The organism is Salipiger sp. H15, assembly GCF_040409955.1.
GTDB lineage: Bacteria > Pseudomonadota > Alphaproteobacteria > Rhodobacterales > Rhodobacteraceae > Salipiger.
This window is the reverse complement of the sequence record NZ_CP123385.1, coordinates 1,261,084-1,275,531: the sequence shown is the minus strand read 5'-3', so window position 1 is coordinate 1,275,531 and position 14,448 is coordinate 1,261,084. Positions and strand designations below refer to the sequence as shown.

General features: G+C 61.7%; 12 protein-coding genes and 3 pseudogenes. 3 read left to right on the top strand and 12 right to left on the bottom strand.

What is annotated here, in order from left to right:
- Nucleotides 1-25: 25 nt before the first annotated feature.
- Nucleotides 26-178 (bottom strand): hypothetical protein, encoded by a 153-nt coding sequence (locus PVT71_RS20275; RefSeq protein ID WP_353474266.1) that lies wholly within the window; start codon nucleotides 176-178, stop codon nucleotides 26-28.
- 46 nt (nucleotides 179-224) lie between these two features.
- Between PVT71_RS20275 and PVT71_RS20270 the strand changes: the two are divergent.
- A pseudogene (locus PVT71_RS20270) lies at nucleotides 225-1,494 on the top strand (IS3 family transposase).
- A gap of 329 nt (nucleotides 1,495-1,823) precedes the next feature.
- On the opposite strand, the pseudogene PVT71_RS20265 reads toward PVT71_RS20270, so the two are convergent.
- The 8 genes and pseudogenes from PVT71_RS20265 to PVT71_RS20230 all read right to left on the bottom strand — a co-directional run.
- A pseudogene (locus PVT71_RS20265) lies at nucleotides 1,824-2,555 on the bottom strand (IS3 family transposase); the annotation flags it as partial.
- Between the two features lie 157 nt (nucleotides 2,556-2,712).
- Nucleotides 2,713-3,916: pseudogene (locus PVT71_RS20260) on the bottom strand (IS3 family transposase).
- Nucleotides 3,917-4,172: 256 nt separating this feature from the next.
- Nucleotides 4,173-4,421: a hypothetical protein gene (locus tag PVT71_RS20255; protein WP_353474264.1), complete on the bottom strand. Its 249-nt coding sequence runs from the start codon at nucleotides 4,419-4,421 to the stop codon at nucleotides 4,173-4,175.
- A 490-nt stretch (nucleotides 4,422-4,911) separates the two neighbouring features.
- Complete coding sequence (locus PVT71_RS20250; RefSeq protein WP_353474263.1) at nucleotides 4,912-6,744, bottom strand: TniQ family protein; 1,833 nt, start codon at nucleotides 6,742-6,744, stop codon at nucleotides 4,912-4,914.
- Between the two features lie 19 nt (nucleotides 6,745-6,763).
- On the bottom strand, nucleotides 6,764-7,717 hold the full coding sequence (locus tag PVT71_RS20245) for a TniB family NTP-binding protein (RefSeq protein ID WP_353474261.1): 954 nt from the start codon (nucleotides 7,715-7,717) through the stop codon (nucleotides 6,764-6,766).
- A 1,217-nt stretch (nucleotides 7,718-8,934) separates the two neighbouring features.
- Entirely contained in the window at nucleotides 8,935-9,084 is a 150-nt protein-coding gene (locus PVT71_RS20240; protein WP_353474260.1) for a hypothetical protein, read from the bottom strand.
- Between the two features lie 292 nt (nucleotides 9,085-9,376).
- A complete protein-coding gene (locus tag PVT71_RS20235; RefSeq protein WP_353474259.1) occupies nucleotides 9,377-10,237 on the bottom strand; it encodes an aldo/keto reductase in 861 nt (286 codons plus the stop codon).
- A gap of 279 nt (nucleotides 10,238-10,516) precedes the next feature.
- A complete protein-coding gene (locus PVT71_RS20230; RefSeq protein ID WP_353474258.1) occupies nucleotides 10,517-11,647 on the bottom strand; it encodes an S-(hydroxymethyl)glutathione dehydrogenase/class III alcohol dehydrogenase in 1,131 nt (376 codons plus the stop codon).
- A 232-nt stretch (nucleotides 11,648-11,879) separates the two neighbouring features.
- Between PVT71_RS20230 and PVT71_RS20225 the strand changes: the two genes are divergently transcribed.
- Both PVT71_RS20225 and PVT71_RS20220 read left to right on the top strand, forming a co-directional pair.
- Nucleotides 11,880-12,599: an AraC family transcriptional regulator gene (locus PVT71_RS20225; protein WP_353474256.1), complete on the top strand. Its 720-nt coding sequence runs from the start codon at nucleotides 11,880-11,882 to the stop codon at nucleotides 12,597-12,599.
- Nucleotides 12,600-12,896: a helix-turn-helix domain-containing protein gene (locus PVT71_RS20220; protein ID WP_353475568.1), complete on the top strand. Its 297-nt coding sequence runs from the start codon at nucleotides 12,600-12,602 to the stop codon at nucleotides 12,894-12,896.
- 10 nt (nucleotides 12,897-12,906) lie between these two features.
- Here the strand turns inward: PVT71_RS20220 and PVT71_RS20215 are convergent, their stop codons facing one another.
- The 3 genes from PVT71_RS20215 to PVT71_RS20205 form a co-directional block, all read right to left on the bottom strand.
- Nucleotides 12,907-13,443 carry a flavin reductase family protein gene (locus PVT71_RS20215; protein ID WP_353474255.1) on the bottom strand — a complete coding sequence of 179 codons (537 nt, stop codon included), beginning with the start codon at nucleotides 13,441-13,443 and terminating at the stop codon, nucleotides 12,907-12,909.
- Nucleotides 13,440-13,778, bottom strand: a complete 339-nt coding sequence (gene fdxA / locus PVT71_RS20210; protein WP_353474254.1) for a ferredoxin FdxA — start codon at nucleotides 13,776-13,778, stop codon at nucleotides 13,440-13,442. Before fdxA ends, PVT71_RS20215 begins: the two co-directional genes overlap by 4 nt.
- A gap of 67 nt (nucleotides 13,779-13,845) precedes the next feature.
- Entirely contained in the window at nucleotides 13,846-14,448 is a 603-nt protein-coding gene (locus tag PVT71_RS20205; RefSeq protein ID WP_353474253.1) for a superoxide dismutase, read from the bottom strand.

Sequence of the window (14,448 nt, the reverse complement as noted above, 5' to 3'; positions counted from 1 at the left end):
CATCCTGCCGTGGCGGCCTGCCGAACTAGCGCTTGCTTTCCTTGCTGAACTGCAAGGCGCTCTCGTAGCCGACGGCATAGCCGACGTGCGCCGCTTCACAGTGCTCGGCGATCAGGCGGCGCCTCGCCCCGTGCAGCCGGATGTGTTTGAGCCAGCCCCTTTGAAGTGGTCCACCCACGAAGCCTGAAATCCGATAGGATTTTGGCGAACAGGAGGGCTAAAGAATGGCTGGAAAGCGTGAGAAGCCGGAAGACATTGTCACTAGACCGCGCCAGGTCGAGGTGTTGCACGGCCAGGGCCTGTCGATGGCCGATGCGGTGCGGCAGATCGGGATATCGCAGCATACGTTCTACCGGTGGCGGAAGCAGTATGGCGGGATGAACCGGGCTCAGTGGTCTCGGCTGAAGGACCTCGAGAAGGAGAACCTGAGGCTGCGGCGGGCAGTGTCCGACCTGACGCTCGAGAAGCTGATCCTGACCGAGGCTGCACGGGGAGTGAAGGGCGTCCCGGAAACGGTCCGGGGGACCGTTTGAGCCCTGAACGGGCGGAGCCCCTAAACCCTCCGCGCCGCTACGAATGCGTGGAGCATGTGCGCGAGACATTCGGCATCTCAGAACGCCGGGCCAGCCGGGTGCTCGACCAGCACCGCTCCGCGCAGCGCAAGCCGCCCCGGGGCTGGAAGATGAGGCGCGGCTGACCGCCGACGTCATCGAACTGGCCCGGGAGTATGGCCGCTACGGCTACCGCCGGGTCGCCGCGCTGCCGCGCCGGGCTGGCTGGCAGGTGAACCACAAGCGGGTGGCGCGGTGAGCCGCGGTCCGCCATCGGTCCAAGGCCCGCGGCGAACGGCGGCGCGAAGGGCTCAAGGTCCCGCACAAGCAGAAGAAACGTGGCCGGCTCTGGCTGGGCGATGGCTCCTGCGTGCGGCTGAAACCGGAGCATTCCAACCACGTCTGGTCCTACGACTTCGTGCAGGACCGGACCAGCGACGGCCGGGCCTACCGGACGCTCAACATCCTCGATGAATATACGCGGGAGGCGCTGATGATCCGTGTCGACAGGCGGCTGAACTCCACTGATGTCCTGGACGCCCTGACGGACCTCTTCATCCAGCGCGGCCCGCCGCGGTTCATCCGGTCCGACAACCGCCCGGAGTTCATCGCGCAGAAGGTCCGCGACTGGATCGACCTGGTGGGGGCGAAGACCGCCTACATCGAGCCCGGGTCACCTTGGGAGAACGGCTACTGCGAGAGCTTCAATGCGCGCTTCCGGGACGAGCTGCTGAATGGCGAGGTCTTCTGCTCGCTCAGGGAGCCGCAAATCCTCATCGAAAGATGGCGAAAACACTACAACATGGACCGGCCGCATAGCGCTCCAGGATATCGGGCGCCGGCACCGGAGACCTTCATCCCCATGGATCGAAGGCCGACGATGCATCAGCATTTAACCCGGACCACCCGATGGGGTCAGCTCAGCGACACGCCCGGCACTTAGCGAAGTTATTCTGCAATGCACCTGATGTATTGCTGAGTTCGTCTACGCTGAACGCATCTTGGTGGCTCAAATGATATCCTGTGTTGACCTTGACGTTCACGCCGCAGCGGCGAAACCAAGTGAATCCGCGCTTTGTCGCCGCCAACCCATTGTTCGGGGAGACCAAACACCCTCGTCTCCAAGGGGGCGACACGGGATGATCGCAGGCCCTGCGACACACAAATAAAAGATTGGAACAACTGCAGCCACTCGGGACCGGGCTAAGCGCGCCGACGACGAGGGTGCGGAGGGTGAGCAAATTGACCTGCTCCCCGTGGAGTCCGCGGTTATTAGTTCGCTCTGTTCAGGGTTTGGTCCTTTACTGACCGTTGGTGATACTCCCACGGGGTGAGCCCGTCGAGGCTCGTGTGGGGGCGGTGGTGATTGTAGTCGTCGCGCCAGGCCGAGATCAGCTCCCGGGCGTGGCGCAGGTTTGCGAACAGGTGCTCGTTGAGGCACTCGTCTCGCAGGCGGCCGTTGAAGCTCTCGACGAAGCCGTTCTGCATGGGCTTCCCAGGCGCGATGTAGTGCCACTCGACCTTCCGGTCTTCCTGCCAACTCAGAATGGCATTAGAGGTCAGCTCCGTGCCGTTGTCGCTGACCACCATGCATGGATAGCCGCGCACCCGAGCGATGCTGTCGAGCTCACGGCCAACGCGCAGCCCAGACAGCGAGGTGTCCACGACCGTTGCCAGGCATTCCCGGCTGTAGTCGTCGATGACGCACAGCACACGGAACCGGCGCCCATCCGACAGGCTGTCCGAGACGAAGTCCCGGGACCATCGCTGGTTCGGCCCCTGCGGGATCGCCATCGGCGCCCTCGTTCCGATCGCGCGCTTGCGACCGCCGCGCTTGCGCACTGTCAGGCCTTCTTCACGGTAGATCCGATAGAGCTTCTTCCAGTTCACCTGCCAGCCTTCTCGGCCCAGCAGGAGGTGCAGTCGCCGATAGCCGAAGCGCCGCCGTTCGCCGGACAGCTCCTTCAACCTCTCTCGCAACTTGATGTCTGCAGGCCTGGTTGATCCACGCCGATAGACTGGTTGTAGTTCTTTCTTTCTGGCCCAGTCCACAGCTTTCATGTTTTCCCAGCCCGCGGGTCGATCCGGCACAGCTCCTTGGCTCCCATGCCGGCTTGGTGCTCCTTCAGGGGCGGTGGTGGTTGTGGAGAACAGGCTAACCTCAAACCGCGGACTTCGCGCCACCCGTCGCCTCGAGTCGTCGCGCCACGCCTCGATCAGGATCGTCCATCGAGACGCCATCGGTCCGAGCCCGATGGGCGATGGCATGGCGCAGATTGGCGAACAGGTGCTCATTGAGGCATTCGTCACGCAGCCGTCCATTGAAGCTCTCGACGAAGCCGTTCTGCATCGGTTTTCCCGGAGCGTTGTAGTGCCATTCGACCCGGCGCTCCTCCTGCCATTTGAGGATGGCGTTCGAGGTCAGCTCCGTGCCGCTCGCCATTGTCCTCGGACCAATGGCGGACAAGGCTCGCTCACTGACCACCATGCATGGATAGCCTCGCACCCGAGCGATGCTGTCGAGCTCACGCCCAACGCGCTGCCCTGACAGCGAGGTGTCCACGACCGCGGCCAGGCATTCCCGGCTGAAGTCGTCGATGACGCAGAGCACCCGGAAGCGGCGACCATCGAGCAGGCTGTCTGACACGAAGTCCAGCGACCAGCGCTGGTTCGGCCCCTGCGGGATCGCCATGGGCGCCCTGGTCCCCAGGGCCCGCTTGCGACCGCCCCGTTTACGGACTGTTAAGCCTTCTTCTCGGTAGATGCGGTAGAGCTTCTTCCAGTTCACCTTCCAGCCTTCGCGGCCAAGAAGCAGGTGCAGCCTTCGATAGCCGAAGCGACGCCGTTCGCTGGACAGCTCGTTCAGCCTCTCTCGCAGCTCGGTGTCCGCAGGTCTGGTTGATCGTCGTCTGTAGATACGCGGATCGATCCCGGCCAAGGCACAGGCCCGGCGCTGGTTGTAGTTCTTCTCGGTCATGGCCCAGTCCACAGCGCGTCGCCTTGCACCGGGCTTCAGAAGGGTCGGCAGGTTCTCTTGCACCGGAGACGTTCACCCGCCTCCATTCCCAGCCTCTTCTCCTTGAGCGTGGCGACATCGAGCATCTGCTCCGCCAGCGTTGTTCGGGGCAAACGCCCCACTGGGGCCTTTGCTGATCCCTCCAACTCTTCAGCTTCGCGTTCTCAACCTCGAGCGCTTTTAGCCGCTTGGCCTCGGACACTTCCATGCCCCCATACTTCGAGCGCCACTTGTAGAATGTGCCATCGCTTATGCCGTGCTTCCGGCAGAGTTCCATAGCACCTATCCCGGCTTGGCGCTCCTTCAGGATGCCGATGATCTGCTCTTCGCTGAAACGGCTTTTCCGCATCGTCTGTCTCCTCGTTTCGAGAACAGGCTAACCTCAAACCGCGGACTTTTCAGGGGAGCAGGTCAAGGACTTTCGAACAAGATGCAGCGAACTTCCTGAAACCGCCCTTCGAGCCAGAGCAGTTCACCATACTGCGCCGGACGTGAACGGTTTTCATCGACCGCTTGTAGCCCACCATTCTCTCTCCCAGAGTGGTGGCCTTCGTGTATTCGTATCTGGGGTTGAGCCCAGTACCCCAGGAAGCCCTCGGGAGGCTTCACTCAGGTTTGATCTCGCGCTGATGGCGAGCAAGAAGCGTGACCAGTCTTCTGCCGGAAATCACCTTCTGGCGCTTTAGATGGATGAGGCCCCGTTCGACGGGGTCGAGGTCAACGTCGTCTCCACAGACGCGAGCAAGGGTGTCGCCGTAGACGTCCGTTGCTGTGACGGGCACCTGACAATTTCTCCGACGCTGATATCGGCTCAGGATCGTAGCGACAGCTTGCGTCGGCTTCATGGTCTTCATCGGAGTTCCCACCGCTTCTAAGCGACCTCGTGTCCAGGGTCTCACCATCGCAAGCCAGCCCCACTGCGCCATGCTAAGGCTCATACGGGGAGGTCACAACGGCCCTCCGCCGGATCCGCGGCTTCATGCCACGAACCGCGCATCCCCTCCATACGCGAAAGGCGCCGGAGCATATGCCCCGGCGCCTCTATCACCGTCCTTCAGAGAGCAGCCGAAGGGCACGAGGCGGTACGTTTCGCCCTTGACACCCCTTGCGCAGACTTATGCTTCCGTTTGCGCATTCATCTGCTTTCTCTGACTGTGAAAACACACCTAACTTTGGCCATTCCGTGATCGCAAGATATTGATTTTATTGACTTCAAAATCGAAATCGGCGGCTAAAACGGCCATTTCGCAACTTAGCATTGGCGGTTGAAATTTCTTACGCGAGCACAAAAAAACGGTCGCCCGAAGGCGACCGATCATGAATAGCAGTAGGTTTTTCTTCGTTCTACACTCGGAAACGTTCCGGCAATTCGCTGCGGCGGAAGATGCGCATTCCGAGATCATTCTTTCGGAGATGCGTCTTCGCACCTGCTTTTTTCATCTCGCCCTTCAGATCACGAACACCCATCTCTAGGGCTGCCGCGATGATCACTTCGGTCGTGTACTCGGCGAGAAATGCCTCGAGGGCTTTCGGAGGGATACGATGGATCACGTGGTCACCATCACCACACCGGACTTCAACTGCCGAAATATACCCGCGGCGGATCAACTCCCAACCCGAAGCGACGGGAAGCCGTACCTCGGCAAAGGCGGCAGTCGGCGACAAGCCGACCATGACCTCTGCAGCAACTGCCTTCGTCTCGGCCGGATCAATGTGGATTGCCGCAAAGCCATGCTCCCCGGCAAGACGGACTACTTTGCACAGTTTACCTGCGAGGATGAGGTGCACGATCTCATAAACCGGAACCCTCGACTTCATGGCGCCGGTCGCGAGATCGACCATGTCGGCAGGCAATACCTCAACGGGGTCTGCCGCGGCCTCGAGGCGGGCGAGAAGGTTTTCGACGTCCTTTTCGTCGACAGCCTTCTTCTGGCGACCTGGGGCATCCGAAGCATTCTCCGCGATCGGTGCAAGGATCCTTTCGTTCACGAGGTCTTCCGCACGTGGACGGGTGCAGCCGAGCCGTTTCGGCAGGCCCGCAATCGCGACAAGGCGACGAACCAATTGCGCGATTTCCCGGCCACGGGCCGCATCGAAGACATTGTTCGCCCCCGGCTTCGCATCAGCGGGAATGAGGCCCTTCGCCACGAGCACGTTCCGAAGAGTGCGCGGGTCGAGCCGCATTTCGCTGGCGAGAGTGGCGCAAGAATGCAGGCGACGCTCGGGCAGGATTTCACCGAGGATTGAAGTACCACCAGGGATCTCCATGGTTTCGACGATCTGATCGCGCAGGATGCGCTTCAGGTCCCCGGGGTCCTTCTGAGCGCGGGAGCGGGAAAGCCATTGATACAGCCGACCAAAGATCGCTTGAGGTCCCGGTTTGCCCCCCTTTCGTTCTGCCGCTGCCTGGATGTCGGAAAGCGCGCCACGAATTCCCTCTTCGCCTCGGGAGGTAATGGCGTACCCGGCGGCCCCTGCCCTGTCCCAGTCGCATGCGGAAAACTGGTCGAGGTTGGGCTTTGGCCCGAACATGACAAGTGCGCCGAGCATTTCGCTGGCTCTCACCGCTTGGTCGACATCCTGGCTGTCCAACCAGGCCGGCCCTGCTTTGCCCTCGAGGCGGTCGAGAGCATAGGCTTGCAACGGCGAAACGGCCCGCGCGTCGAGCGACGCTACCAGCTTCGAAAGCTCCGGCCCGGTCTCGGGCACCATGATCGCCAGTTCGTGGAAACGGTCGCCCGAGAAATCCGCCTTGCGTCTCAAAAGCGGCAGCCCGTGGTCGGGACAGGTCCGAACCACGTTCAGCTGCCAGATCCACCGGTGACAACGAACCCCCGTCCTCCCACCCGACGCTTGGTCGTTTTCCAGCAAACAGGCAGGGCAAAACACAGTGTGCGGCGATGACAAGAACTCGGCCGACACGGTTTCTCCGCGGATTTCAAAATGCCGACGATCGATGCCACGAGGAGCGTTGAACAGCATTGCTTTTGGCGAGACCCCGACGCAGCTCGAGAGCTTCTCGATGGCCCCCTTCTGGCCGCGCGCCAGGTCGACGACGTTGACGCCGATATCCCGCAGGAACGGACCGGTTCGACCGCCGGTGTGGAAGTCGCCGAGGCGGGCGGCAAAGCCCATCACGGATTCACTCAGATCAAAAGGCACATGAGGAGTAAGCATGGTTGCTGCCCTTCTCGTTTCACGCAGCGAGGTGGAGCTTCGAGAGATCGATCTCTGTCCACCTCGAAGACAGGAACACGTTCTTGCCAGGTGCGGCCCCCTCGTGCATCGCCCAGACTTCCGCGAAGTGTTCTACCGCCAATTGGCTGTCGCCGCGAAGGAGAGCCGCTTCGATTGCGGCAATGATGTTCTCGATGCAGCGCCCGAAACGCCCTCGGCTGGCGAAGACGAGCCGCGAGATCAAGTCAGAGGACGGCGGGGGCAAGAGCCCCGCCTTCTCGCAATACTTGCCCATCAAGCGAACCAACTGACCCTCGTGGCTGGCGGCAGAGACAGCGGGCAAGGAGACCTTGGCGTAGCGCCGTTTGACCTGGTCATCATACGACGCGATGTTCCAAAGACTGTCGATGCCGGAGAGGATCATGATGACCGCGCCCGGTCCCTGCATGACCGACTTCAACATTTTCAGAATGTCCTCGACCTGCTTGCCGGCCCGGAACAGGTCATGCGCCTCGTCGATCCACAGGACAGCGGTACCCAACTCCTGGAGGCGATGCCGCACGAGTTTCCAGATATCCCATTCCTTGCGAGACGAAGACACCTCCGGATAGCCGGACGCTCGCAGGATCTCGAGGCCCAGGGCTTTTATCGTGGCAGGACTCGGGACACGCACCCCAAGCCAACGTCGACACTCTGAATCGTCGCTTTGTAGCGCGGGATAGGTCGACAGAACATGGTGTATCAGAGACGTCTTTCCCCCACCGGCCCCTTCGACGAGCACTACACCTCGCGTATCGCCCTCATCGTTGCCGGTTTTCGTGAAAATCACAGGCCTCGGGATCGGCTGCCCGTCCGAATTGCACTGCAGAAGCCGGTCGAGCTGTGTTCGAAGAAGATCGTCACGAGCTGTCTTGATGTACATCCCGCGAAGATCCGCGACTGTCTGATGCGGATTGGTCGAGGCCATGCTCATTTTGGTGGTCTCCAGCTATGATGCGTCTGCAGCCGACCCGCCTGCAGGCTGGTTACTGGTCGGTCTGTTCCAAGTATTTGTGCTCATCGAATTCGCCGCGGAAACAGGTTGACGTTAAGTCATCGAAAATCGGCGACGCATGAGTGGGCTTCATCCCTCCCATCGACACGCAAGCTATTGATACTAAATATATTTAGGATACCTCTGCGAACCGAAATTTCCTTCCTCATGCTCTCCTGGCGCGGCACAGATGCCCCTAGAGGAGCCAACTCCACCGGGCACAACCCTTTCGCAAGGTGGCTTCGACGAGGAGATAGGCCACATGAGAGAATGACGAAGTAATTTCTTGAGGAAAGCCTTCTGCGCACGCCCAAACGAAAGCCTTTGCATCAGAAGAATACCTCGAGACGAGGCAGATCAAATTTCAAAAATTTTTCTTCTTCGCTTCTGGCCTGCCTAGCCAATCTCACTTCTGCCATGATCAAAAATAAAGAACCTTCACAATTTCAGACCAAAGCTAGGAGGACCATATGTCACCAGAGCAAATGAAATCTTTCCTCGACGAGCTCGCAATTCTTACCGCAAAACACAAAATTGAAATTGTCGTCGCATGCGCCCGACTCGGATTCGTAGCTCAAAGTGAATCCTTTGACGGCTATGAGGCGTTCGATACTAAGCCTTTTGGCGGCATAAATTACTGGGCGGAGGGTCGCTGCAGCGGGACGAACTGCGTTGTGAGTGTCGATCCATCTAAGCTCTCAAACCACGAGAGATTGAAAATCACTGGCTTCAAAGCCTTATAGCGTCACATGCTTACTTGGCGCCCAAAACAACAACGAATAATTCTCGTGTACATCGTTCAGCACTTGATCACAACGGTAACCGCCGACCTGATCGGATGATACCTGATCGCATCATTCTGAAATACCTCGCACCAAGAATCATTACTTTTTACCGAGAACTCCACTCCTCGAAGACATCGCGTCACGTGAGCCGCAGCATCATATTCAGTCCTCGTGGCACCAGCACCACTCTAAGACGAGAAAATCAATCACCAGGAAAACCGGACTACCGCCATTGAGGATACAGAGCGCGCAAAGTCAGCCAAAATTTACCCCAAAATAAATGGACGCCTCGCGGCGTCGAGAGATATTTGTCTCGCAGCCGTTCCACGGCTGCGAATTTTTCGTTCGTGGTGAGAAGTGCCGTACCCGCGGTCATCCGACCTCCAGGTTCCAATCGTCGCCGTCATCAGTCGAGTCAGCGCCATCGCCGGGCTGATGGTCGGAAAATTGGATCGAGCCAAAGCGGCCGGAAGCGACGACATCGTCCCCATCAGGCTGATTACCGCTGGAAAGGACGTCCATGGCTGCGGAGCCTGCGGACGGCAGGCGCGTTTCTTTTGACGCGCGCCACCTATGCGGTCGGACATCATTGGGGCACGATCCAGCTGACCAACGAGGCACGAACCGCGCCGCGCACCGACCTGCTCCGCGCCCTCGCCCGCCACGGCGTCCCCGAGGCGGGCGAGGGCGGTCGAACCTGGCGAGACTTGGACCATCCCCGCTCTGTAGAGGGCAGCAGCCCGGCACAAATAAGACGCCGCGCGAACTGCGCGGCGTCTCTCGGCACACTCCATCCCCGTCCCGGTCTGGAAGGTCAGCTCTTGGCGTAGACCGGGAACATGCTGGCGTCGCCGTAGTCCTTGATCTCCTCGGCGCTCTTCAGGGCGTCCATGTCCGCGTCCGAGATCACGAAGTCCAGCTCGGCGTTGCTCTTCATGTGCGCCGGGTTGCCGGTCTTCGGCAGCGCCGCGAGACCCAGTTGCAGCACGTAGCGGATGCAGAGTTGCGGGACGGTGACGCCGTATGTGTCGGCCATCGCCTTGATCTCGGCGTTGTCGAGGATCTTGCCGTGCGCGATGGGCGAATAGGCTTCAACCATCACGCCGTTCTGCTGGCAGAAGTCGATCAGCTCGAACGGCGTGTTGCTGATATGCGCGAGGACCTGGTTGATCATCGGCTTGACGGTGGCGTTATCCAGCAGGTTCTGCAGGTCGGCCTGCTTGAAGTTCGACACGCCGATGGCGCGGATTTTGCCGGCGTCGTAGGCCTCTTCCAGCGCCTTCCACGCAGCAAGGTTGCCATCGAACCGGCGGTCCTCGCCGCCGAACTCTACCCAGGGTTGCGGGCTGTGGATGATCATCAGGTCGATATAATCGAGCCCGAGGGTCTTGAGCGAGCCGTCGATCGCCGCCTTGGCGCCGTCGTAGTCCTTGACCTCAGCCGCCAGCTTGGTCTGCAGGAAGAGGTGGTCACGGGCGACGCCGCTCTCGCGGATGCCCAAACCGACACCGCGCTCGTTGCCATAGGCCTGAGCGGTGTCGATATGGCGATAGCCCATCGCGATGGCCGCCTTCACAGCGTCCGCCACGACATCGTCTTGGATCATCCAGGTGCCGAGGCCGAGTTTCGGCATGGCGACGCCGTTGGGCAGGGTGAAAGATTCTTCGAGGATCATCTGAGTCCCTCCATATCTTGTTCCCGGAAAGGTGCAGCCGATGGATGTCGCTGACGCTTCACCGGCCCTGTCCGCTTCATGAGCCGGTATTTAGGAAAGTCTGCCCGACCAGATAACCCGCTCAGAACGGAAGGCACTCATGAAAGGGATGCATGAATGGGCCCATTGCCCGGAGAACAGCGCCGCTTGGCTCCGAATGTCCGGGTAGGAAGGGAAATGTCGAACTCCCGGCAAGCGAAGTGCCTGCCGGGGAATTTCATTCTGTGCCGAAGCGCCGGATCAGAACTCGACCACCGCGCGGATCGACTTGCCCTCGTGCATGAGATCGAAGCCGTGGTTGATCTCTTCCAGTTTGAGCTTGTGGGTGATCATCGGGTCGATCTCGATCTTGCCGTCCATGTACCAGTCGACGAATTTCGGCACATCCGTGCGGCCCTTGGCACCGCCAAACGCGGTGCCCTTCCAGACCCGGCCGGTGACCAGCTGGAACGGCCGGGTGGAGATCTCGGCCCCCGCCGGCGCCACGCCGATGATCACCGACACGCCCCAGCCGCGGTGCGAGCACTCGAGCGCGTCGCGCATCACCTTGACGTTGCCGGTGGCGTCGAAGGAGTAATCCACGCCGCCGATCTGGTCCGCGCCGCGCTTGGTCAGGTTGACGATCTCCTGCACGACGGAGCCCTCGATCTTCGAGGGGTTTACGAAGTGGGTCATGCCGAACTTCTTGGCCATCTCGGCCTTGGAGTCGTTGAGGTCCACGCCGATGATCATGTCGGCCCCGGCCATGCGCAGGCCCTGGATCACGTTGAGCCCGATGCCGCCGAGGCCGAAAACCGCCGCCGTCGAGCCGATCTCCACGCCCGCGGTGTTGATCACCGCGCCGATGCCGGTGGTGACGCCGCAGCCGATGTAGCAGATCTTGTCGAAGGGCGCGTCGTCCCGCACTTTCGCCAGCGCGATCTCCGGCATCACCGTGTGGTTGGCGAAGGTCGAGCAGCCCATGTAGTGATAGATCGGCGTGCCATCGAGCATCTTGAAGCGCGTGGTGCCGTCCGGCATCAGCCCCTGGCCCTGGGTATTGCGGATCGCGGTGCAGAGGTTGGTCTTACCCGAAAGGCACGAGGGGCACTGGCGGCACTCGGGGGTATAGAGCGGGATCACGTGATCACCGGGTTTCAGCGTGGTGACGCCCTCGCCCACCTCGATGACGACGCCCGCGCCCTCATGGCCGAGGATGCAGGGGAAGATCCCCTCGGGGTCGGCGCCGGAGCGGGTGAACTCGTCGGTATGGCAGAGCCCGGTGGCCTTGATCTCGACCAGCACCTCGCCAGCCTTCGGCCCGTCGAGCTCCACTTCCATGATTTCGAGCGGTTTGCCGGCCTCGAGCGCCACGGCTGCACGGGTTCTCATGTCGTTGTTCCTTTCAAAGAATGTCCTGACAACCTCTGCGGCGACGCTCCTCGAGCAAGGGCGGTCCTCAGGGCTGACAATTGTCGTGAAGGGCAAGACACCAAGGTGCCGCCGCGCCTTCCCCATGGGGAAAAAGTCCTATACCCCCAAGGCCGGTGCAATCGGGATGTTCGGACGTTTCCGGACAAGTCACCCCTGAATTGCGCCGAGCAATGCCAAGAATGGAGCCGCTGTGCTTGCCTCCTCGCCGACCGAGCCTGTCACCGCGCCGAGCGCGCTGCGCCACGTCCAGATCGTGATTTACCCGGGCTTCAAATGCATGGAGGCCGTCGGGCCGGTGAACGTCTTTACCGCCGCCAACCGATACCTCGCGGCGGCCTCGCACCCGGCGCGCTACGACGTCGAACTGATCGCCCCGACCCCGGGCCCGGTGCAGTCCGAGAGCTTCCTGACGCTGACCGCCGAGCGCGCGCTGGCGGAGGCCACGCCGCAGGACACGGTGATGATCGCCGGGGCGCTGGAGATCGAGGAGGCGCTCCGCGGCAATCCGCAGATCGTCGACTGGTGCCGCCGCCACGCGGCGCAGGCCCGCCGCCTCGCTTCGCTCTGCACCGGCACCTTCTTCCTAGCCGAGGCCGGGCTCTTGGATGGACGTCGCGCCACAACGCACTGGAGCGTCGCTGCACGGCTGCAGCAGGCCTATCCCGACGTACGGGTCGAGGCCGACGCGATCTTCCTGCGCGAGGACAACCTCTACACGTCGGCCGGCGTGACCGCCGCGATCGATCTCGCGCTGGCCTTCGTCGAGCAGGATTTTGGGCGCGACCTCGCACTGTCTGTGGCGCGCGACATGGTGATCTATCTCAAACGCCCCGGCGGCCAGTCGCAGTTCAGCGCGGTTCTGACCGGGCAGGCGCAGGTCCACTCCGGCATCGCCGACATCCGGACCTAGATCCACGCCAATCTCGAGCGCAAGCTGCAGACCGGCGATCTGGCGCAGCGCGCCGGGATGAGCGAGCGCAACTTCGTGCGCCAATTCACCCGGGATGTCGGGCAGAACCCCTCGGACTACGTGATGAACGCCCGCTGCGAGCGTGCAACGACGCTGCTGCTGGAGACGGGACTGCCGGTCAAGACCATCGCGCACCGGGTCGGATTTTCCTCGGACGACCAGATGCGCAAGGTGTTCAACCGCAAGTTCTCGCTGACCCCCCGCGAGTATCGGGAACGCTTCTCTACCGCCGCCTAAATATTGGTGTCTATTGCGGGCTGACCGTGCCGTAGCGCCGCCCGTACCAGAGCAGCGGCTTGCGCCGTGTGCTGCGCGCGATCTCCTGCACATGGCCGACAAAGAGCACGTGACCCTCGGCCTCGAAGGCATCCGCCACGAGGCAATCCATGGAGGCGACGGCATCCAGCAGCCGCGGCTCCCCCGACGCCCAGGAAATCCAGTCTGCCTTGAAGAACCGTTCTTCGGGCGGCAGCATACCCGCGAAGGCGTCGGCGATATCGTCCTGCCCCTCCGAGAGCATGGAATATGAAAAGCGCCCCTTCTGCCGGATCCGATCGGCGAGCTCCGAGCCAGCCGCGATCGACACGAGGATCGCAGGCGGTGCCACGCCGAGCGAGATCGCCGCCGTGACAGTCCGCCCGAAACGCGCGTCGCCGGAGCCGCAGGTCACCACACAGACGGTCGCCGCGAGTGTCGCCATGGCGTCGCGGAACACCTGCGGATCGGCGCTGGTGCTGTCCTCCCCGGCTTCGCCGGTGCCGTATTGGCTTGTCCAAGGTTTCATTGTCCGCTCCCCGGGTTCGGCGAGAACAGCGTGGCGAGCTTGTCCGGAACGCCGTCCATTTCGGCAGCATTTTCCGGCGGCGTTCCCTGCGCGATGATCACCGGCCAGAGCTCGGCGTACTTGCGGTTGAACTCGACCCATTTGTCCATTTCCGGCTCGGTGTCCGGGCGGATCGCGTCGGCGGGGCATTCCGGCTCGCAGACGCCGCAATCGATACATTCATCGGGGTGGATCACAAGCGTGTTCTCCCCCTCATAGAAGCAGTCCACCGGGCAGACCTCGACACAGTCCATGTATTTGCAGGCAATGCAGTTCTCGGTGACGACGTAAGTCATTCCATCTCCATCCGCCATGGCGGAACACCCCGCCGTGCAGCTGCACGGCGGGACAGGTCCGCGCCGATCAGGCGAGGTTGCTTTCGGCAAACTCGTAGTTCGCGAGAGTGTCGAGGAAATTGGTCACGTAGTCCGGGCGACGGTTGCGGAAGTCGACGTAGTAGCTGTGCTCCCAGACGTCGAGGCCGAGCAGCGCGGTGCCCTCGCCGGTGGCCAGCGGGTTGACGCCATTCGGAGTCTTGGTGACGCCGAGGCTGCCGTCGGCCTTCTGGATCAGCCAGGCCCAGCCCGAGCCGAACTGCGTGGTCGCCGCGGTCTTGAAGGCGGACTTGAAGTCATCGACCGAGCCGAAGGACTCGACCAGCTTGGCTTCGAGCGTGCCGGGGATGCCGCCGCCATTCGGCGAGAGCGCGTTCCAGAAGTGGATGTGGTTCCAGTGCTGGCCGGCCTGGTTGAACACGCCGGCAAGCGCGTCATCCCCATAGGACAGCGCGATGATTTCCTCGAGCGTCTTGCCCTGCAGGGCGGCGTTGCCCTCGACGAAACCGTTGAGCGCCGTGACATAGGCCAGGTGATGCTTGTCGTGGTGCAGCTCGAGCGTTTCCTGGCTCATGCCACGCTCGGCAAGGGCGGAATGGGAATAGCTCAGGGCGGGAAGTTCGAAGGTCAT